The sequence below is a fragment of the Natrinema sp. CGMCC1.2065 genome (genome assembly GCF_051225675.1).
GTDB lineage: Archaea > Halobacteriota > Halobacteria > Halobacteriales > Natrialbaceae > Natrinema > Natrinema thermotolerans.
In genome coordinates, this window is record NZ_JBPJSJ010000004.1 from 128260 (window position 1) to 147708 (window position 19449).

Consider the following 19449-nt stretch of genomic DNA (forward strand, 5'->3'; position numbering starts at 1 on the left):
GTATGTGCCCAATCAGATTTAATCACTGATCTGGCCAGTGAGGAGGTATGTCTCACGATTGTGGGTTCCTCCGGGAGGTAGTTCCCGAAGACAGACTGTCGTTTAACGACTCAACACGAGAAGAACATGCAGCCGGCTGGGCTGCCAAAGAGAACGGAACAGGCGTCACCCCTGATGTCGTCGTCTGGCCAGAGTCGACAGAGGAGGTCGCAGCTGTCCTTTCGGCCGCCAACGACCGTGGCGTCCCAGTGACACCATACGCTGCCGGTACAAGTCTGGAAGGAAACGCCGTCCCTTCGTTCGAAGGAATCAGCATGGACATGACGCGTATGGATGCCATAGTAGATGTCCGGCCAGATGATCTCCAGATTGACGTTGAACCTGGTGTACTCGGATCGGCGATCGATGACGCCGCAAAGGGACACGGATTGTTCTTCCCACCTTTGCCGTCATCAGGAGACATCTCAACTATCGGTGGGATGATAGCTAACGATGCAAGTGGGATGCAAACGGTCAAGTATGGTGAGATCTCCGACTGGGTACTCGAGATAGAGGCAGTCTTGGCAGATGGATCGATAATTACCTCCGGGAGCAAGGCGGTCAAGAGTTCTAGCGGGTACAATCTTCGAGATCTGTTGGTCGGAAGCGAGGGCACTCTCGGCGTGATCACTCGAGCAACGCTGGAACTTGCAGGCCTGCCCGAGCAGTTCCGAGGTGGCCGAGCAATCTTCCCGACCCTGGATGATGCGACTGAGGCAGTGTCTGACGTAGTACGCTCGGGCGTCGACGTGGCAAAGATCGAATTCATCGATCCCCTGAGTGCCAAGATGGCGAACCAATACACCGGCAGTGACTTGCCAAACTCTCCGATGACGTTTTTAGAGTTTCACGCTGATCACGGTGTCGAGGATGAAATCGACTTCTGCCAGTCGATATTCGAGTCACACGATGTACGGCAGTTTGAAATGAGTGATGACGACACGGAGATGGAAACTCTCTGGACGGCGCGGCGGGAGTTGGCCTACGCTGCTCGGACATACGACCCGAACCTCAAACCCCTCCACCCCGGAGATATCACTGTTCCGATCAGCAAGTATTCTGATATCATCCGTTACGCGAAGGATCTGGCGACGGAACACGATCTAGCGTTGTTCTGCTTCGGTCATGGGGGCGACGGGAACGTTCACTATTCGCCGCTGGTCAATCCCAATGACCCCGAGATGGTCGCACGCGGACACACCGTCTACGACGAAATAATTGAGCAGGCCATCGAGATGGGCGGAACCGCGACTGGCGAACATGGCATCGGCCAAGGCAAACGCAAGTACATGGCCCTGGAACACGGGGAAGAAAGCGTTGAGGCAATGCGTACGGTCAAACGCGCTCTCGATCCGAGAGACACGCTTAACCCCGGAAAGATCTTCCCTGAGACGATTGAGAGAGACGGCCGTGTCAACGTTGGTCTCGAGGATTAGCCGAGACTATCCTCGTAGTCGTTCTATCGATGCTACCTGTGTGAAACAGCATCTACGGTGACCTCACCGTACGATACGCTTGCAGCGTTAGTCGTGAACGAGTACGTCCAGCACGTCGGGACCGTTATGATCGAGCGCCTTCTGGAGTGTAGGTTCGATATCCGCGGGTGTCTCAACCAGTTCGGCACGTGCCCCGTGACTCTGGGCGTTTTTCACTAGATCGACCGGCGGATCGATATCCATGCCAATATACTCGTGATCGTCGTCGGATCCCCCAAACATCGAAATAGTGTTGTCCTTCAAAATTCGGTAGTTACTGTTGTCCGGGACGACGACCGTCAGATCGAGATTCTCTCGAGCAGCGGTGTACAGTGTTTGCGGGTAATATAGATAGGATCCATCACCAATGTAACCGATAACATCGCGGGGATTCTCTCGCATACTTTCAGCTATTGCTGCGCCGGCTGATGCGGGCAGTCCGTATCCAAGACCACCCCCCTTATTGGAGATCATCCCTTCGGGTTGCATCTCTCGACGAGTGAGGAGCGGATACTTCGCGGTGATGCTTTCGTCGACGATGTAGGCGTCTGGTGCAACCGAGTTCATCACGTCGACGAGTTCTGCTTTCGACGCGTAGGAATTGTCTTCCGGTGTCTCGTCTTCGCCCATTGACCGGATCGTCCCCTCAAGCGATTCCTTCATCGCTTCGACAGCCTGAACACGCTGATCTCTCGTCTCATCGGGCAGTCGGTCCCGGAGGGACGCTGTCAACTCGCTCAGTGCAAGCTCAGGGTCGCTGGCGATCGCGACATCGGCGGGTCGGTTCTTGCCAAGTTGCCAAGTGTCGTTGCTAATATAGATACAGGTGGTGTCCTCGTCAACAAGGCTGCTCTCGTGACGCATCAACGTCGTATTGGTCGAACAGCCTGCGAATACAATGGTGTCGGTGTCCATCAGCACGCTTGCCAGTTCTTCGTCCGGTGGGAGATAGGAAATCCACTGGTCATGGCCAGTCGGAAAGTTCACCTCACAAGCGAGAATCTCACCGTGAACACGCGCGCCGCAGACCTCGGCGAACTCAACTGCAGCATCGACAGCCTCGAACCCGGACCGTGCGACATGGTCTCCGACTACCAGTAACGGTTCCTCGGCATCAGCGAGCAGGTCTGCCGCTCGCTCGACCTGTGTGGGATCGCCGCGCCCGGCATTGGGAATCCGACCGAGAGGTTCAATCTCCTCTGGGCTGGTTTCGTCCATCATGACGTCGACAGGTAGTCCGAGGAAGACTGGACCAGTCGGTGGCGTAAGAGCTACTCGGAATGCCCGCCGCAGCATTGTCGGGAGCGCGTCAACGGAGAGTACCTCATCGGAGTACTTGCAAAACTGGTCGACCATCCGTTTGAGGTCTCCCGTCAATAGTGGCTCCTCGTGGCGAAAGTCTCGCTCGTGGTTACCCGCAGTGACAACCAGTGGTGTTCCTGCCCACTTTGCAGCATATAGGTTGCCGATTCCATGGGCAAGGCCCGGCGTGATATGAAGGTTTGCTACACCAACAGGGTTGATTTCGGAGTTATGATGGCTATGATATCGCCGCGTACTCGCATAGCCTGATGCCATGCCGACCGCGATATCTTCATGCAATGCGAGGACGTACTCGGTGTCAGCCCCGCACTCCCCCAGTGCTTTCATTACAGGGAGTTCAGTTGTTCCCGGATTTCCAAAGACGTGTTTGACGCCGTATTCCGCCAGCGCGTCAACGAACAGGTCTGCACCAGTATAACAGTCAGACATTGGGACAGACGTACTCTATCTGTTTCACCGAAATATGTCGTCCTAGTCTTTAGAAGAAATTTAAGTAGGGTGGTATTCTAACACTAGGGTCGCGAATCGGTGTGTAACCCGAAATACCAACAGAGAGAGTTAAGAACAGCTAAACAGTGGATAACGATCACAGTCACCACAATCGTAGCGAAAACAAGTATCCAATAATCTCACCGAGTTCGAAATCAATGCGACGGCGTTGACTGGGGAATCGACTCGGCCATCGTTTACAGGCGGTCAAGGCGAATGCCCCGGGGCTTGACCCCGAGGCGGTTCACGATCTCTGTTCATTCACGCAGTCGCGAGCCAAGTATCGAGTGCGATAGATATGCTTCAGCCTCATCCTGTGACGAAATCGCGTAGCGCTGTGCCATCTGACTCTGACCGAGTCCCTCCATCTGCGGAAAAACGTACCACATCTAGTGAGTGCGTTTGCGGCCCGATCGCAGTTCTTCCTTGACATCTTCTATTACGGGATTCTGAGCTTCAACAAACCGCTGTAGATCATATGGATCATCAGTGCCTGTCATCCTCTGTAATTCAATTCTTGCGGCATTGCAGTGTTAAAGCACCCGGTGAATTATCCGGAGCTTTTCTCTACTCAACTGCAACTGGCTTGGCCCGCTTCAGGACCGAATTTTCTACTGAAGATTCCAGATGGGTACAGGGGTCACCTTGACTGTCGATCGTAGGGCTGCTGCAGGAAGGGGACATCCACGTCGTAGCCCGCAGCGTGAGCATTTAATTTCGCCGCTGCCGGCGACTCCCTGACTGCTTCAGCATCGTAGTTTGCTTCGTCGAAAACGTCGGTGATCCAGCGTTTCCCCCGGAGCTGAAACTTCTGATGGTAGTCCTCCGCGACATAGAACTCGTCAAGCTCTTCAAACCGCGTCTCGAGTCGCTCCTGATCGAACTCGCTCTCATCCAAGAACGCCTGCAGTTGTTCGTACTGGTTGTCCGTTTCGGTGAAGACGATGTTCTGGTACTGACGTTTGGTGGGCTGACGGGAGGGCTGGTGTTCCGAGAACGCCCACTCGAGAAGATTTTCAAACCATAGCTGGTCAGGATCGTACTCCACCTGAACGACCTCGGTATGATCACCGATGACCTCGTAGGAGGGGTCGGGCTTTGTTCCTCCTGCATATCCGACTCGCGTACGAATAACGCCATCTATTGTACTGACTGCCGCATCAGGCCCCCAGAAACATCCGAGTCCAAACGTCGCTGTCTCAGTGTTTTCAGGTGCCTTCGAATCGAATTCGGAGATGAGTGGTGGGGTAAGCATCATAGGCGGGGATCAACCAGTAGCTTCTCTCGGGGACAGGAACAGTTAACCCTGACTCATACTTGGATCCGTGCAGCCATTCCGTCTGGAATCGCCAGTTGAACCTCCTCCCATCATTCAGACAACACATTCAGATGATCCAGCTGGTATTTATCAGAGGCAGGTAGTTTGGGTGCGGCTATTCCGAGAGTAACTCGTCGGTGTCCTGCTGTTCCCACTCTCGACGTGCTTCGAATTCACGTCGACTGCGGGTAGTCAGTGTATAGAAGTTCGTCCGCTGATCGGCACTCCTTTCTACACGAGTCCTTTCTCAACGACCTCATCGAGGTTCGGATACAGGCGGCCGTGGTGGATCACTTGGTGGGTGGGCGTTCCACAACCACCTCGCCGAACTGTCGATGCTCGGCATTCTCAATCGGACGAAGCAAAACGAGGGGCGCGCCGGCGAGATTTACTACGAGTACGAGGTTGACCGCCATATGAGCGACGAACACGTGCCGCTGGACGCGGCGCTATCGACGCTCGAGATCGATCTCGAGTCTCTCTGGGAGAACGCGCGGGAGAACGGACTCATTTGAAAGTAGAGAAGAGGCGGTTCTTTATCCAGAATTGGTCGTGAGCTTCGCAGTAAGTACAGGGGATTGTAGTACCGGATCGGCTATTTATGTCTCCGGTTGTTGCCAGAAACAACGTGTTGAATACAGGGGGATGAATCCAGTAAATCATTGTACTGGAAGTCTTTTTGGAGAGTGGCGGTGGAAGTAATCGGTCAGCCTGTCGCGTAGCTATCCGTTCGGAGCCTTCTTTGCCAGTTAGTCCAAAATGGTCCCAACATCAAAAGAGGTCAACTATCTCATCGCCTATATATCAAAACCCCATAATTAAATAGTTTTATTACTTTTGTGATTATAATTGTTCATGGTATGTCAAACCAAAGTAGACGGAGGATCCTTCAAACAACGGGCGCGGTGATTAGTACTACGATACTCGGGGCCGGAGCGGCCAGCGCACAGAAAGCCGACTCCCGATTCCTGATTGACCTACGAGAGGTCTCACGGGCGCAAGTCCCCGAAGACGTAGAGATCATCCACGACCTTTCCGAAATCGATATGCTTGCTGCACAAGGCGATGAGAGCAAGGTCGGCGGGCCGTCCGCGACAACGCCGGATATAAAGGTTGACTGGAGCGGTGACAAAGGTGGAGCAGTCAAGGAACAGTCGGGTCCCTCCGTTGACGAGCGGAGCAACAGCCATAATCACGATGGTCCGCCAAAGAACACCGAGTACCAGTGGGACAAACGGGTACAGGACGTTGGTGACTACACCGACAAGCCCGACGATGGGAAATCCGTCCATGATACGACCACTGGAGAGGGAACTCGCGTCGCAGTTGTCGACACGGGGGTTTCCCCGAACCATCCGGACCTCGAAGGCGTCGTGAACGAGGAGCTATCAGCCAATTTCACGACCGATGGACTCGGGTTCGAGCCGAACGGTGCAGGCGATCACGGCACCCACGTCGCTGGTATCATCGCAGCGACGAACTCCAACGACGGTCCTGCGGGGGGTGGCCTCGGGACCGCACCGGATACGGAAATCGTTTCACTCCGAGTGTTCTCCCGGAAAGAAAACTACACGAGCGATTCGCTGGCCGCGTTTCTCTACGCCGCAGAGGTCGGCTGCGACGCCGCGAACTACAGCGTCGGCTACCCGGAACCGTACGTCGATCCGGAGGAGTACCCGTGGCTCATAGGTATCAGAGACGCGTACCGCCGGACGGCGAAAGCCGTCCGCGAGAAGGGAATGCTCATCGTCAATTCCGCTGGCAACGATGGCCTGAACATGGACACGGAGAACATCCTCAGCCTCCCGACGGAGGTTGAGGGTATCTTCGGGGTGAGCGCGACCGGTCCGATCGGCGTCGGCTGGGGAGACAAACATAGTGACAACGAGGAGAAGTGGCTGACGGAGAACCGGCTGGAGGAGCCAACGACCCAGCCAGCTTTCTACACGAACTACGGGAGTGCCGTCGACGTGAGTGCCGCCGGTGGGAACGCAGATGTGGAGGAGCTTTCGGAGAACCCCGACGCGTACAATGACCTCGTCTATTCGACGGTCATTTCGACGGATGAACAGGGGAATGTCGTCCCTGGCTACGGGTGGAAGGCAGGTACATCGATGGCGGCACCGCAGGTGACAGCTGCAGTCGCACTTGTCCGGTCGCTCCGCCCCGATGCAGGTGTCGAAGAGGTTGAGCGTCTGATCAAAGATACTGCAACCATGCCCGAGGAAGGCGAGTTATACCACGGCGATGGTCATCTCGACCTCGAGCGTCTGATCAAAGCCGCGAAGTAACGCGAATTAGCCTTTTTTAGGTCATCCGTCGCCAGATGCATGCTGACGTCGGCCTCCAGTTCTGCCTTTGGTCATTCGTTCTCTATCTCGAGTATTATTTTGGCGGCCGGGTAGAAGCAACGATCACGTGTTTGATTTTCGCGAGTATACTCGAGATGGATCAAATCGAGGGTATTGATTCCTGAACTGCTTCCCAGTCTTGGATTCGTACGTAAAATTGAACCGCTGTAGACTCCGCACCACGAGTGCGATACGGGAAGTAGTTCCCAGTCTCTGTTCTTGCTACCGTGACCGAGAATATCTGGTGTCCGACATGTGTCGTGTATGCAGCACTCCTCGAGGCTGCGACCGACGGCGACACGTCCATTGGCAACGCAGCCGACAGTGGTAATACCTCACACACCGTAGAGAAGACTGCCGAATCGGACGAGAGTAGCACTGAGGCACCGATCCCCGATTCGGCAGCCGATTCTGACGACCTGCACCCGGACGCGAAGGGCCTCGCGATCGGCGAAGTTCTCGGGTTCGATCGCGACGGGACGACCGAGTACGTCTTCCAGGCGGCCGATGCCGCCGACCGCCCGTTCCGCATGCGTGTCTTCGACGACGATCCGACGCTGACGGACGGTCTTCGGACGTACGTCGGTGGCGCTGTTCGGAGTAGCGTTTGAAGAACGAGGCAGTTGGGGTTCGAGGTGTCCATGCTTGAATTCCAACGCCCTAGTGGAGCTATAGTAGCCGCTGAAAGTCACACGATCTGATAGAGTTGAGTATCCAACTTCAGCTGTGCCAATCATCACTTTTGGATACTGTATATATCTTATATAGTTTCGGTGTCAAACGGGCACGATCGACCGTCTAGAACTATGCAAAAAGCCGAGCGACAGCCGACATATGGTACCCAGCCTGATCACGTCGCACTCGACGAAACCGTGATCCAACTCGACGATCAGCGGTACTGGCTGTACGCTGCTGTTGCTTCCGAGACCGATGAACCTCCACGTTAGATTCTTTCCAACGCGAAATCTGGACTCATCAGCCAATTCCTCGCTGAACTATGCGAGAAAGACGACGTCGAAGACGCTGTGTTTCTCGGCGGTTCAGGCCCCTGGCTCCACGCTGCACTCCACCGACACGGGCTCCGATTTCGAAACGAGACACGTGGAAATTGGAGTACTGTTGAACGTCTCTTTCAAGAGGTAAATAGTTAGACCTACCAGTTTGGATATCTCTTCAGAAATGCAGAACTAGCAACCGCCGAACCTGGCTCCAGAGCTACGCGTATTGCTGGAACCAGCCAATCTGAACATAGCCTGTAGCCACTATCCGAGTGGTTCAAACATATCGATAGATGCCCGCTGTGATCGCGATCGACCGCCATCCATGGTTACCGGTCAGGGACGTTTTTACGGACAAAGTCGATCGTCTCTTCGATCGACGTTCCGGGACCGAAGATCGCAGCAGCCCCCGCCGCTTCGAGTTCGTCGCGGTCCTCTTCCGGAATCACGCCGCCGACGAGTACGAGCGTCTCCGCTTTCGCGCCGTATTCCTCGAGGCCGTCCATGATTTTCGGGACGAGCGTATCGTGCGCCCCGGAGAGAATCGAGATGCCGAGGACGTCGATGTCTTCTTGCACTGCAGCCTGGACGATGTCGTCGGGTGCTTTGTGGAGTCCGGAGTAGATGACCTCGAAGCCGGCGTCACGGAACGCTCGGGAAATAACGTGTGCGCCACGGTCGTGGCCGTCGAGACCGACCTTTGCAACCAGACACCGAATCGTCCGCTCATCGTTCTCGATACTCATGGATCCCGGTTCGAAGGGGGAACGTATGTTTCTATCGGAGTCACCAAGTTTTGACCGTCGAAACGGCGCTTCCGACCGGGGAACGACGGGCTCGGGAATCGGTGGGGAGCGACGTCTGACGGGAGACCGGCTCAGACCGGGCTGATCTCCTCTCGATACGCGCCGTGGTGGTCTTCGAAGACCTGCATGATCTCCCCCATCGTCGCGTAGGCCTTGACGGCGTCGACGATGTACGGCATGACGTTCTCCTCGCGTTCGATCGCGTCCGACAGCGCCTCGAGCGTCGCATCGACGGCCGCATCGTCGCGGTCGGCTTTGACCTGTTCTAAGCGCTCGAGTTGGCGATCCCGCGTCGTTTCGTCGACGTGTAACAGCTCCGGCGAAGTGTCTTCCTCGATGGTGTACTCGTTGACGCCGACGACGACTTCCTCGCCGCGTTCGACGCGTTGCTGGTACTCGTAGCTCGCTTCCTGAATCTCGCGGTGATAGTAGCCCTGGTTGATGCCCTCGAGGACGCCGTCGCGGATCGAGCCGTCGCCCATTGCTTTGATCTCCTCGAGATAGTCCATGATCTCGGCTTCCATCTCGTTTGTGAGTTTCTCGATGGCGAAGGAGCCGCCCATGGGGTCGACGATATCGGCCGCGCCGGATTCCTCGGCGATTATCTGCTGGGTCCGCAAGGCGACGCGGACTGCCTTCTCGCTTGGCAGCGCCAGCGCCTCGTCGAAGCTGTTGGTGTGCAACGACTGGGTCCCGCCGAAGACGCCTGCCAGCGCCTGAATCGTCACCCGGACGATGTTGTTCAGTGGCTGCTGGGCCGTCAGCGATTGACCCGCCGTCTGGGTGTGGAACTTCATACGCTTGGATTCGGGCTCGTCCGCGCCGTACCACTCCTCCATCAGGCGGGCATAGACACGGCGTGAGGCCCGGAACTTCGCGACCTCCTCGAAGATGGAGTTGTGTGAGTTGAAGAAAAACGACAGCAACGGGCCGAACTCGTCGACGTCGAGTCCGCGCTCGAGACAGTCCTCGACGTAGGCGAAGCCGTCGGCGAGCGTAAAGGCGGCCTCCTGGGCCGCGGTCGAGCCGGCCTCCCGGATGTGATAGCCCGAGATCGAGACCGGGTGGAATTTCGGCGTCTCCTCGACGGCGAACTCGATCGTGTCAGTGACGATCTCGAGGGAGGGCTCCGGCGGGATGACCCACTCTTTCTGCGCGATGAACTCCTTCAGCATGTCGTTCTGGAGGGTCCCCCGGACTTCGTCACGGGGGACACCCTGCTGGTCGGCCAGCGCGATGTACATCGCGTAGATGACCGCTGCCGACGGGTTGATCGTAAACGAGGTCGACACGTCATCGATGTCGATGCCGTCGAACAGGATTTCCATGTCCCGGAGCGTGTCGACGGCGACACCCTCCTTGCCGACCTCGCCTTCGCTCATTGGATGATCCGAGTCGATCCCCATCAGCGACGGCATGTCGAACGCCGTCGAGAGCCCGGTCTGGCCCTCGTCGATCAAGTAATGAAAGCGTTCGTTGGTTTCCTCTGCGGTCCCGAACCCGGCGAACTGGCGCATCGTCCACGTGCGCCCGCGGTACATCGTCGGATACGGCCCCCGCGTGTACGGTGGCTCACCGGGGAACCCGAGGTCCTCGTCGAACTCGAGGTCGGCGATGTCTTCGGGCGTGTAGAGGCGATCGACCTCGTGGTTCGAGACCGTCGCGAATCGCTCTTTGCGCTCGCCGCGTTCTAACGACGGATCGAGCGTCTCCGCTTCCCACGACTCCCGTTGTTGGGAAATCTCCGCCAGTTCTTGCTCGTCGAACATTGTCTAGCGTATAGATGCAACTCTTCTAAAATGTTGTGCCGCTCGAGGCGACTCTCCGGCAGGAGTGACGATCGACGGCCGGAGTCGGCGGCCGACACCGGGGATGCGATGGATATTGAGTATATAGATGATACAAATTACCAATTGTAACAAAAGATTCAAGATTGCGCGTTCTGATTGGCAGCGTATGGGTGTTAATTACACTACAGAAGCAGACAGCTTCGAGTGGGATATCCCGGATTCGTATGCGATCACGTCGGTCGTCACGGACCACGCCGACTCGGTCGGCGATCGCGTCGCCGTCCGGTTCTTGGACGACGAGGGGGCCCGTGAGGAACGGACCTACGCCGATATCCGGGACGACATGAACCGCTTTGCCAACGGCCTCGAGTCCCTCGGCGTCACCGAGGGCGACCGGGTGATGCACCTGTTCCCGCGCCATCCCGACGCGTTCGCGATCCAACTCGGTGCGCTGGCGACCGGCTCGCTGCTGGTCCCCTGTTCGTCGATGCTGCGCTCGAAAGACATCGCGTTCCGGGCCGACGACTGTTCCGCGACGAGTATCGTCGTCCACGAATCGCTGACCGACATGGTCGAACCGGTACTCGAGGAGACCCCACTCGAGCGGGTCATCGTCCTCGACGGTTCCGAAGACGACCTGCAGGGCGAGGGATGGACGACGGTCGCGGACGTCATGGCCGAGGAGTCGACCGACTACGACGGCCCCGAGTTGGCTGCCGAGGATCCGATGACCATCAATTACACCAGCGGAACGACCGGCCAGCCCAAACCGGTGTTGCATAAACACCGCTGGCAGTACTGTTTCAACCGGATCAACGCCCCCTACTGGTGGGGCGTCGACGAGGACACCGACCTCGAGGACGAACTGCTGTGGGCCACCACGGGGACCGGCTGGGCGAAGTGGTTCTGGAGCCCGGTCGGCGTCGGCCTGACGACGGGCGCGACCCAACTCATCTACGACGGCGAGTTCGAGCCCGACACGTTCCTCGAGATCATGGAAGCGGAAGGGGTCACCAAGCTCTGTGCCGTCCCGACCCAGTACCGGATGTTCGCCAACGCCGACCTCGAGGACTACGATGTCACCCTCAACGACGCGCTTTCGGCGGGCGAGCCACTCAACCGTGAGCCGATCGAGCGCATTCAGGACGCTTGGGGCGTGACCCCGCGTGACGGCTACGGCCAGACCGAGACCGTTGCCTTGGTGACGAACTACCCCGGAATCGACGTCAAACCCGGCAGCATGGGCAAGCCGACGCCCGGTGTCGGCGCGACGATCATCGACGTCGACGACGAGGAAACGGTCGAGCCCGGCGAGATCGGTGAGATCGCCGTGCCGGTCGACTCGCCGGCGATCTTCGACGGCTACTACGAGAAACCGAACCTCGACGAGCAGAAACTCTCCGGCGACTACTACCGCACGGGCGACCTCGCCTCCCGCGATGAGGACGGCTACTTCTTTTTCGAAGGCCGGGCCGACGATATCATCATCTCGTCGGGCTATCGCATCGGTCCCTTCGAGGTCGAGGACGCCCTCGTCACCCACGATGCCGTCGCCGAGGCCGCCGTCGTCGACAGTCCACACGAAGAACGCGGCAGCGTCGTCAAGGCCTACGTGATCCTCGCCGAGGGCCACGAGGGCACCGACGAACTGAAAGACGACTTACAGTCGTTCATGAAAGAAGAGACGGCCCCCTACAAGTACCCCCGCCGGATCGAGTTCACCGACGAACTCCCCAAGACCTCGAGCGGGAAGATCCGCCGCGTCGAACTCCGCAAAGAAGAGCAGCAGAAACACGGCCTGTAGCCGGGTCGACGCCCGCTGGAGTGGGGTTCGTAGCGCGAATTGGCTCCGTTATTCTGCCGGACGGAAAACGATCGTCCGCTCGCCGTCAGTCTCGTTGGATTCGACGGTCGCGGTGACGCGGTCACCGATTTCGACGGCCGTTTGATCGATGCCTCGCACGACTCCCGTGAGTCGGACGCCGCCGAAGTCGACGACGGCGGTGACGTAGGGGGCGTCGTCTTCGAACTGCGGCGTCGGGACGGACACGGTCGTGTGCGTGACGATCTCGCCGGCCGACGGGAGGTCCCGCTCCGTGAGATTGCGATCGCCACAGTGCGGGCAGGCACGCCGTGGTGGCAGCAGGCCGTGCCCGTTCTCGCAGCTGCGGTAGTAGCCCTCGCCCGCTGCAAGCGCCTCGAGGAACGCGTCGTACTCGCCGTTGGTCACGTCCGTCATCACTCCATCACCTCCAGAACGTGAACGGTCGCACTGGCGACGGTCCCACCAGCGTTCTGGGCGACGCCGACCGTGGCGTCGTCGACGGCGTCGGCTCGCGGATGGGTGCCGTCGAGCAGCGTCGCGATGGCAGCCACCTGGGCGGCCCCGGTTGCGCCGACCGGATGCCCCTTCGCTTTCAGGCCGCCGGAGAGGTTCACCGGCAACTCGCCGTCACGGCGCGTCTCGCCGCGGCGGGCTGCCCCGATCGCCTCGCCGTGACTGTAGAGGCCGAGTCCCTCGAGGGCGAGGACTTCGGCGATCGTAAAGCAGTCGTGAACCTCCGCGACGGAGATATCGCTGGGTTCGATGCCGGCGTCGTCGTAGGCGTCCACTGCCGCGTCGCGGGTTGCAGGCGTCTTCGAGAGCGACTGACGATCGTGCAGCGCCATCGTATCGCCGCCGTGGCCGGCACCCGTGATCGCCACGTCGGCCTCGAGGTCGTGTTCCGCGGCGTATTCGGGGGTGGTCAAGACGATCGCGGCCGCCCCGTCGCTGATCGGACAGGCGTCGTACAGGGTAAACGGGGACGCGATCTCGGGTGCATCGAGTGCGTCCGCGACCGTGATCTCCTGTCGGAGATGGGCGTGGTCGTTGGCGAGTGCGTTGTCGTGGTTTTTGACCGCGATATGGGCCAGATCCTCGTGGGTGCCGCCGTACTCGTCGAAGTAGGCCCGAGCCATCAGCGCGTACGCGCCGGGGAAGGTGACACCCGACCGGACTTCATAGAGATCGTCGGCCGCACTGGCCAGCCCTTTCGTCGCCCCGGCCGTGCCCATGTTCGTCATCCGCTCCATACCACCAGCAACGACGACATCGGACTCGCCGCTTCGGATCGCACGCACGGCGTCGTGGACCGCGAGCCCGCTCGAGGCACAGGCGCTTTCGATCCGTCGCGATGGGACGGTCGTGCCGAGTGCCTCCGCCATGAGCGGCCCCTGATGACCCTGCCCTTCCGAGAGGGTGCCGACGAAGTTGCCGTAGAAGAGTTCGTCGACGTCCCCGGCCGGGACGCCGGCGTCCTCGAGAGCGGCGAGCCCGGCGTCTGCGAACATGTCCCTGCCCGTCCGATCGGGGTGGGAGCCAAACGTCGTCATGCCTGTGCCGGCGAGTTGCACCTGTGTCATTAGTTATCACCGTCACATATCAGTTCGTACGGTATAGCTGTGTCGGACGACGGCCGGTGGTTGTGACCGTCGGTTCCGCCACTGACGAGAGTCGGGACATTTACTACGACAGTCCGACCACCACGGAATGATGGTTGCAGACGTAGAGACGATCGACCGTGTCGGCGTCGTCGGCGCTGGCACGATGGGCAGTGGTATCGCACAGGTCGCCGCAACGGCAGGCTACGACGTCGTCATGCGCGACGTCGAACAGGAGTTCGTCGACAGTGGTTTCGAGACGATCGACGACAGTCTCGGTCAACTCGTCAGCAGAGACGCTCTGACCGAAGACGAAGCCGACGCGGCCCGCGACCGGATCACCGGCACGACCGACCTCGAGGACCTCGCGGACTGCGATGTCGTCGTCGAGGCTGCCGTCGAGAACCTCGAGATCAAACGCGACATCTTCGCCGATCTCGATGAAACCTGTCGCGACGACGCCGTCCTCGCGACGAACACGAGTACGCTCTCGATTACCTCGATCGCGAGCGCGACCGAGCGACCGGCGGCCGTCGTCGGGCTGCACTTCATGAATCCCGTCCCGGTGATGGAGGGCGTCGAGATCGTCGTCGGCGAGAAGACCGACGACGACGTCACCGCGCTGGCACACGAATTCGCCGAAGATCTCGGGAAGACGACCTGGGAGGCCGACGACAAGCCCGGCTTCGTCACCAACCGGATCCTGATGCCCTGGATCAACGAAGGGATCCGGGCCTACGACGAGGGCGTCGCCTCGAAGGACGACATCGACACGGGAATGGAACTCGGGACCAACGTGCCGATGGGACCGCTGACGCTGGCCGACCACATCGGCCTCGACGTCTGTCTCCATGCCTCCGAGACGCTCCACGGGGAGTTAGGTGATCGGTACAAGCCGGCCTATCTCCTCAAGCGCAAGGTCGAAGCGGGAGATCTCGGCAAGAAGACTGGACGCGGTTTCTACGAATACGAGTAACGCGTCGCGTTACTCGGTCAGGTGCCGTGCGATAACCTCCTTTTGTATTTCGGAGGTCCCCTCGTAGATCGTGGTGATCTTGGCGTCGCGGTAGTAGCGCTCGACGTCGAAGTCCTTGGTGTAGCCGTAGCCGCCGTGGACCTGTACCGCCTCGTTTGCGACGTCGACCGCCGTCTCGCTGGCGAAGTACTTCGCCATACTCGCTGCCTGCGGATCGAGGCCACCGTCGTTTTTCCGGGCGGCGTCACGTGTCAGCAGGCGTGCGGCCTGAACGTCCGTCTGCATGTCCGCGAGCTTGTGGGCGATCGCCTGATGGTTGCTGATCGGCTCGCCGAACTGTTCGCGTTCGTTGGCGTAGCTTACGGCAGCGTCGAGGGCCGCCTGGGCGACGCCGACGGCCTGACTGGCGATCGCGATCCGGCCACCGGTCAGGATCGAGAACGCGGCCTTGAGCCCGTCACCGACTTCGGTCAGGCGATTCTCCTCGGGGATCCGCACATCGTCGAAGAGCAGTGTCGTGGTGTCGCTGGCACGCAGCCCGAGCTTGTCCTCTTTCTTGCCGATCTCGAGGCCGGGCGTGTCCTTGGGCACCAGAAACTGAGTCACGGTGTCGGGATCGTCGCGGTCGGTCTTCGCGAACAGGATAACGACGCCCGCACGTTTGCCGTTCGTGATCCACTGTTTCTTCCCGTTGATGACGTATTCGCCGTCCTCGAGGCGGGCCTCGGTACTCATCTCGGCCGGGTTCGAGCCGGCGTCGGGTTCCGAGAGCGCGAACGCGCCGACGGGGCGACCGTCGACCATCTTCGGCAGCCACTCCTCTTTGTGTTCGTCGGTGCCGAACTGGCGGATACACGAGGTGGCCAGACAGTGGACCGACAGCGCCGTCGCAACTGCCAGATGCCCCCGCGCAATCTCTTCGTTGACGATGCTGTAGGTCACTTTGTCGGCGTCGAACCCACCGTACTCTTCAGGGACCGTGAGCCCGGTCAGATCGAGTTCCGCGAGCCCGTCCCAGACGTCTTCCGGAAACGTCTGGGCCGCGTCGTGTTCGTCGACCGTGTCGGCGACTTCCTTCTCGACGAACTCCCGAACGGTGTCCTGTATCAGTTGCTGGTTGTCTGTTAGCTCCATACACGCTGATTCGTGGGCGGGATAGTAAAGCGTACGATTCCGCTGTGAGAACGCCGTCGATACCGGTACGAGCGCTTGCTACAGTGGCGTGGCGCGGAGATAGGTAAGTAAAAGTAGCGGCTCCCGCGAGAGGGAGGTATGACGATTCGACAGTCCAGAGAGGCGGCAGTCGAACGTATCGACGACGGCGATACGGTCGGCGTCGGCGGCTTCGTCGCCGTCGGGATTCCCGAATACGTTCTCGAGGCACTCGGCGAGCGATACGCCGAAACGAGCCATCCACGCGATCTCACCCTCTATCATCCCGCCGCGGAAGGCGACCGGCAGGGGCGTGGGCTCTCGCATCTGGTCCAAGAGGGGATGCTCGAGCGCACGATCGCGAGCCACTGGGGCTTTACGCCCGACCTGATGGAGAAGGTCGTCAACAACGAGATCGAGGCCTACAACCTCCCCTTCGGCGTGATGGATCACCTGCTTCGCGATACCGCCGCGGGCAAGCCCGGCACGATCAGCCACGTCGGGCTGGGAACGTTCGTCGATCCGCGCCAGGACGGTGCGAAGGCCAACGACATCACCGACGAGGATATCGTCGAGGTCATGACCGTCGACGGCGAGGAGTATCTCTTCTATCACTCGGTGCCGATCGACGTGGCGATCGTCCGAGGGACGACGGCCGACGAGAACGGTAACATCACCATGGAGCGGGAAGCCCTCGACTCGAACGTGCTGGCGATGGCCCAGGCCGCCCACAACTCCGGCGGCACCGTGATCGCCCAGGTCGAGCGCGTCACGGAGTCGGGCACGCTCACCGCCCGCGACGTGGCCGTCCCCGGCGTGCTGGTCGATTCCGTCGTCGAAGCCCCGCCGAGTCACCACCAGCAGACGTACGCGGAAGACTACAACCCCGCCTACAGCGGCGAGATCAAGCAGCCGACCGACGACGACAGCGAGCCGCTCCCGCTCGACGAGCGGACGATCATCGCCCGCCGGGCGGCGATGGAACTCGAGCCGGATTCGGTCATCAACCTCGGCGTGGGCGTCCCGGAACTCGTCCCGGTGGTCGCGGCCGAAGGCGACATCGCAGACGAGATCACCCAGACCGTCGAATCGGGACCGGTCGGCGGGGCTGCCTCCGGCGGCATCAGCTTCGGGACCGCCGTCAACCACGAGGCGCTGGTCTCCTCGACCCAGCAGTTCGACTTCTACGACGGCGGTGGCCTCGACATGGGCTTTCTGGGGATGGCACAGGTCGACGCGATGGGCAACATCAACGTCAGCCGGTTCGGCTCGCAGCTACCCGGCTGTGGCGGCTTCATCAACATCACGCAAAACGCCGAGAAGGTCGTCTTCTGTGGCACGCTGACGACCGACGGCCTCGAGATCGAGGCCGGCGACGGTGAACTCTCGATCGAGAGCGACGGCTCGAGTTCGAAGTTCGTCGACTCGGTCGAGCAGATCACGTTCAGCGGCGAGTACGCCGTCGAAATCGACCAGCCGATCGTCTACGTGACCGAGCGCGCGGTCTTCGAGCTCTCCCCCGAGGGCCTCGAACTCACGGAGGTCGCACCCGGGATCGACCTCGAAGCCGACGTGATCGACCAACTGGGCTTCGAGCCGCTCGTGGCCGACGATCTCGCGGAGATGAACCCGGCACTGTTTGCCGACGAGCCGCTCGACCTGACCGACGCGATCTAGGCGGGGCCGAGCCCGTTCTCGAACCGACAAAGCAGGAACCGTTAAGCGAGGTTACGTCAAATACCGATCCGATGGTTGCATACGACAACCTCTCGATCGATCACGACGACGGCGTCGCAACGGTGACCCTCGAGAGTACTGCCGGGCGAAACGCGCTCACACTCGAGATGGCCAACGAACTGGTATCGGCGGCGACGACCCTTGGTGAGGACCCCGACACGCGGTGTATCGTCCTCACGCATGCGGGCGATTTCTTCGGCTCCGGCGCGGACCTCGGCGCGCTCTCCGGTGACGAGTCCGACGCGGCCCACATTCGGGAGCTGGCTGGACGGGCCCACGAAGCGATCGTCCAGTTTCACCGGACGAAGACACCAGTCGTCGGCGGCGTCAACGGCATCGCCGCCGGGATCGGCTTTAGCCTGACGCTGTTCCCGGACCTGCTCGTCCTCGGCGAGGACGCGACGCTCAAATTCGCGTATCCCGGGATCGGCCTGACCGGCGACGGCGGCGCGACGTTTTTCCTGCCGCGGCTCGTCGGGCTGCGAGCTGCCAAGGAACTCGTCCTGAAAGACGACCCCATCAGCCCTGCGGAGGCCCGCGAGCTGGGACTGGCAAACGAGGTCGTCCCCAGCGACGAGTTCGACGACCGGCTGGCCGAACTCGCCGCCGAGCTTGCAGCAGGGCCGACCGCGGCGTTCGGGACGACGACCCGACTGCTGACCGACAGCTACGAGCGCTCGCTCGAGCAACAGCTCGCGGCGGAGACTGACGGCATCGCAGACGCGACCCGAACGGAGGACTACGAGCGCGGTCTCGATGCCTTCTTCGACGACGGCGAGCCCGAGTTCGTCGGCCGCTAGTGGGGACCGGGTTAGACGTAATCTAGGTTGACCTGTGTCACGTTCGCCGATCGCTTGACGATGTCGGCGATCTCCTCGCGGCGTTTCTCGTCGATTCGACTCTGCGGGCCACAGACACAGATCGCCCCACGGATTTCGTCGCTTTTGTCCAGCACCGGCGCGGAAATACAGACCATGCCGGCGATGCGTTCGCCCTCGTCGATGGCGTACCCCTGCTCGCGGATCTCCGCGAGCTGCTCGAAGAGGGCGTTGGGGTCGGTGATGGTCCGGTTCGTCATCTCCACGAGGCCCTGCCGGTCGATGATCCCCTGAACGCGGTCCTCGGGCATGTGTGCCAGAATCGCTTTCCCGGGGGCTGCCGCGTGCAACGGCATGCGCGCACCGGGATACGCGAACAGATTCACGGCGTCGGGACCTTCCTGGACCGCGACGATCACACACTGGTCGTTTTCCTCGACCAGCAGCGTCACGTGTTCGCCGGTCTCGGCTGCGATGTCCTGAAGTTCGTCGCTGACGGCCTGAAACACCTCCAAGCGATGGCGCTGTCGGTGACCGACCTCGAGAAACCGGGTCGTCGTCGAATACTCCTTGTCCTCGACCGTGACGTAGCCCGTCTCGACGAGCGCCTGGAGATAGTTATGGACGGTACTGACGGGCATCTCGAGACGATCCGCGAGTTCCGATACCCGCCCGCCACCGTTTTCCGCGAGTTCGTCGACGATCCTGAACGCCCGTTCGACCGATCGGTTTGCTGTGCCCGTCATCACCCACA

General features: G+C 60.1%; 15 protein-coding genes and 3 pseudogenes. 8 read left to right on the top strand and 10 right to left on the bottom strand.

Features of this window, described 5'->3' with window-relative positions:
- Positions 1–47: 47 nt before the first annotated feature.
- Positions 48–1475, top strand: a complete 1428-nt coding sequence (locus ACSBP4_RS06690; RefSeq protein ID WP_435551712.1) for an FAD-binding oxidoreductase — start codon at positions 48–50, stop codon at positions 1473–1475.
- Positions 1476–1562: 87 nt separating this feature from the next.
- On the opposite strand, the gene ACSBP4_RS06695 is transcribed toward ACSBP4_RS06690, so the two are convergent.
- From ACSBP4_RS06695 to ACSBP4_RS06710, 4 genes and pseudogenes are all read right to left on the bottom strand, one after another.
- The gene (locus tag ACSBP4_RS06695; RefSeq protein ID WP_435551713.1) at positions 1563–3266 is read right to left on the bottom strand and encodes a thiamine pyrophosphate-binding protein; all 1704 of its coding nucleotides are present in this window, start codon (positions 3264–3266) and stop codon (positions 1563–1565) included.
- Positions 3267–3583: 317 nt separating this feature from the next.
- Positions 3584–3826 (bottom strand): annotated as a pseudogene (locus tag ACSBP4_RS06700) (DUF1810 family protein).
- 140 nt (positions 3827–3966) lie between these two features.
- Positions 3967–4584 carry a peptide-methionine (S)-S-oxide reductase MsrA gene (locus ACSBP4_RS06705; protein WP_435551714.1) on the bottom strand — a complete coding sequence of 206 codons (618 nt, stop codon included), beginning with the start codon at positions 4582–4584 and terminating at the stop codon, positions 3967–3969.
- Between the two features lie 175 nt (positions 4585–4759).
- Positions 4760–4935 (bottom strand): annotated as a pseudogene (locus ACSBP4_RS06710) (helix-turn-helix transcriptional regulator); the annotation flags it as partial.
- Between the two features lie 2 nt (positions 4936–4937).
- Between ACSBP4_RS06710 and ACSBP4_RS06715 the strand changes: the two are divergent.
- The 3 genes and pseudogenes from ACSBP4_RS06715 to ACSBP4_RS06725 form a co-directional block, all read left to right on the top strand.
- Positions 4938–5159 (top strand): annotated as a pseudogene (locus ACSBP4_RS06715) (cell division control protein Cdc6); the annotation flags it as partial.
- Positions 5160–5504: 345 nt separating this feature from the next.
- On the top strand, positions 5505–6935 hold the full coding sequence (locus ACSBP4_RS06720) for a S8 family peptidase (RefSeq protein ID WP_435551715.1): 1431 nt from the start codon (positions 5505–5507) through the stop codon (positions 6933–6935).
- Positions 6936–7255: 320 nt separating this feature from the next.
- Positions 7256–7606, top strand: coding sequence for a hypothetical protein (locus tag ACSBP4_RS06725; RefSeq protein ID WP_435551716.1), 351 nt, complete (start codon positions 7256–7258; stop codon positions 7604–7606).
- Positions 7607–8322: 716 nt separating this feature from the next.
- On the opposite strand, the gene ACSBP4_RS06730 is transcribed toward ACSBP4_RS06725, so the two are convergent.
- On the bottom strand, positions 8323–8739 hold the full coding sequence (locus ACSBP4_RS06730) for a cobalamin B12-binding domain-containing protein (RefSeq protein WP_435551717.1): 417 nt from the start codon (positions 8737–8739) through the stop codon (positions 8323–8325).
- Positions 8740–8870: 131 nt separating this feature from the next.
- The gene (locus ACSBP4_RS06735; RefSeq protein ID WP_049967077.1) at positions 8871–10568 is read right to left on the bottom strand and encodes an acyl-CoA mutase large subunit family protein; all 1698 of its coding nucleotides are present in this window, start codon (positions 10566–10568) and stop codon (positions 8871–8873) included.
- A gap of 187 nt (positions 10569–10755) precedes the next feature.
- Between ACSBP4_RS06735 and ACSBP4_RS06740 the strand changes: the two genes are divergently transcribed.
- Positions 10756–12393, top strand: a complete 1638-nt coding sequence (locus tag ACSBP4_RS06740) for an acyl-CoA synthetase (protein WP_435551718.1) — start codon at positions 10756–10758, stop codon at positions 12391–12393.
- A 48-nt stretch (positions 12394–12441) separates the two neighbouring features.
- On the opposite strand, the gene ACSBP4_RS06745 is transcribed toward ACSBP4_RS06740, so the two are convergent.
- Both ACSBP4_RS06745 and ACSBP4_RS06750 read right to left on the bottom strand, forming a co-directional pair.
- Positions 12442–12828, bottom strand: a complete 387-nt coding sequence (locus tag ACSBP4_RS06745; protein ID WP_006648220.1) for a Zn-ribbon domain-containing OB-fold protein — start codon at positions 12826–12828, stop codon at positions 12442–12444.
- Positions 12828–13994, bottom strand: a complete 1167-nt coding sequence (locus ACSBP4_RS06750; protein WP_435551719.1) for a thiolase C-terminal domain-containing protein — start codon at positions 13992–13994, stop codon at positions 12828–12830. The genes ACSBP4_RS06745 and ACSBP4_RS06750 overlap by 1 nt, the downstream gene beginning before the upstream one ends.
- Positions 13995–14124: 130 nt before the next feature.
- On the opposite strand from ACSBP4_RS06750, the gene ACSBP4_RS06755 reads away from it, so the two are divergent.
- The gene (locus tag ACSBP4_RS06755) at positions 14125–14988 is read left to right on the top strand and encodes a 3-hydroxyacyl-CoA dehydrogenase family protein (protein ID WP_435551720.1); all 864 of its coding nucleotides are present in this window, start codon (positions 14125–14127) and stop codon (positions 14986–14988) included.
- Between the two features lie 9 nt (positions 14989–14997).
- Here the strand turns inward: ACSBP4_RS06755 and ACSBP4_RS06760 are convergent, their stop codons facing one another.
- Entirely contained in the window at positions 14998–16122 is a 1125-nt protein-coding gene (locus ACSBP4_RS06760) for an acyl-CoA dehydrogenase family protein (protein WP_006648223.1), read from the bottom strand.
- A gap of 138 nt (positions 16123–16260) precedes the next feature.
- Here ACSBP4_RS06760 and ACSBP4_RS06765 point away from each other — a divergent pair, with 138 nt between their 5' ends.
- Together ACSBP4_RS06765 and ACSBP4_RS06770 are read left to right on the top strand one after the other, a co-directional pair.
- A complete protein-coding gene (locus tag ACSBP4_RS06765) occupies positions 16261–17817 on the top strand; it encodes an acyl CoA:acetate/3-ketoacid CoA transferase (protein WP_435551721.1) in 1557 nt (518 codons plus the stop codon).
- A 71-nt stretch (positions 17818–17888) separates the two neighbouring features.
- Complete coding sequence (locus tag ACSBP4_RS06770) at positions 17889–18677, top strand: enoyl-CoA hydratase/isomerase family protein (protein WP_049967081.1); 789 nt, start codon at positions 17889–17891, stop codon at positions 18675–18677.
- Between the two features lie 11 nt (positions 18678–18688).
- Here ACSBP4_RS06770 and ACSBP4_RS06775 read toward each other — a convergent pair whose 3' ends face one another.
- Positions 18689–19441, bottom strand: a complete 753-nt coding sequence (locus ACSBP4_RS06775) for an IclR family transcriptional regulator (protein WP_049967082.1) — start codon at positions 19439–19441, stop codon at positions 18689–18691.
- Positions 19442–19449 lie beyond the last annotated feature (8 nt).

Excerpts from the sequence above, each read along its gene's own strand:
- ACSBP4_RS06760 (WP_006648223.1), bottom strand. The coding sequence starts at position 16,122 with ATGGAGCTAACAGACAACCAGCAACTGATACAGGACACCGTTCGGGAG.
- ACSBP4_RS06730 (WP_435551717.1), bottom strand. The coding sequence starts at position 8,739 with ATGAGTATCGAGAACGATGAGCGGACGATTCGGTGTCTGGTTGCAAAG.
- ACSBP4_RS06775 (WP_049967082.1), bottom strand. The coding sequence starts at position 19,441 with ATGACGGGCACAGCAAACCGATCGGTCGAACGGGCGTTCAGGATCGTC.
- ACSBP4_RS06735 (WP_049967077.1), bottom strand. The coding sequence starts at position 10,568 with ATGTTCGACGAGCAAGAACTGGCGGAGATTTCCCAACAACGGGAGTCG.
- ACSBP4_RS06745 (WP_006648220.1), bottom strand. The coding sequence starts at position 12,828 with ATGACGGACGTGACCAACGGCGAGTACGACGCGTTCCTCGAGGCGCTT.
- ACSBP4_RS06740 (WP_435551718.1), top strand. The coding sequence starts at position 10,756 with ATGGGTGTTAATTACACTACAGAAGCAGACAGCTTCGAGTGGGATATC.
- ACSBP4_RS06765 (WP_435551721.1), top strand. The coding sequence starts at position 16,261 with ATGACGATTCGACAGTCCAGAGAGGCGGCAGTCGAACGTATCGACGAC.
- ACSBP4_RS06695 (WP_435551713.1), bottom strand. The coding sequence starts at position 3,266 with ATGTCTGACTGTTATACTGGTGCAGACCTGTTCGTTGACGCGCTGGCG.
- ACSBP4_RS06690 (WP_435551712.1), top strand. The coding sequence starts at position 48 with ATGTCTCACGATTGTGGGTTCCTCCGGGAGGTAGTTCCCGAAGACAGA.
- ACSBP4_RS06770 (WP_049967081.1), top strand. The coding sequence starts at position 17,889 with ATGGTTGCATACGACAACCTCTCGATCGATCACGACGACGGCGTCGCA.
- ACSBP4_RS06705 (WP_435551714.1), bottom strand. The coding sequence starts at position 4,584 with ATGATGCTTACCCCACCACTCATCTCCGAATTCGATTCGAAGGCACCT.
- ACSBP4_RS06750 (WP_435551719.1), bottom strand. The coding sequence starts at position 13,994 with ATGACACAGGTGCAACTCGCCGGCACAGGCATGACGACGTTTGGCTCC.
- ACSBP4_RS06755 (WP_435551720.1), top strand. The coding sequence starts at position 14,125 with ATGGTTGCAGACGTAGAGACGATCGACCGTGTCGGCGTCGTCGGCGCT.
- ACSBP4_RS06720 (WP_435551715.1), top strand. The coding sequence starts at position 5,505 with ATGTCAAACCAAAGTAGACGGAGGATCCTTCAAACAACGGGCGCGGTG.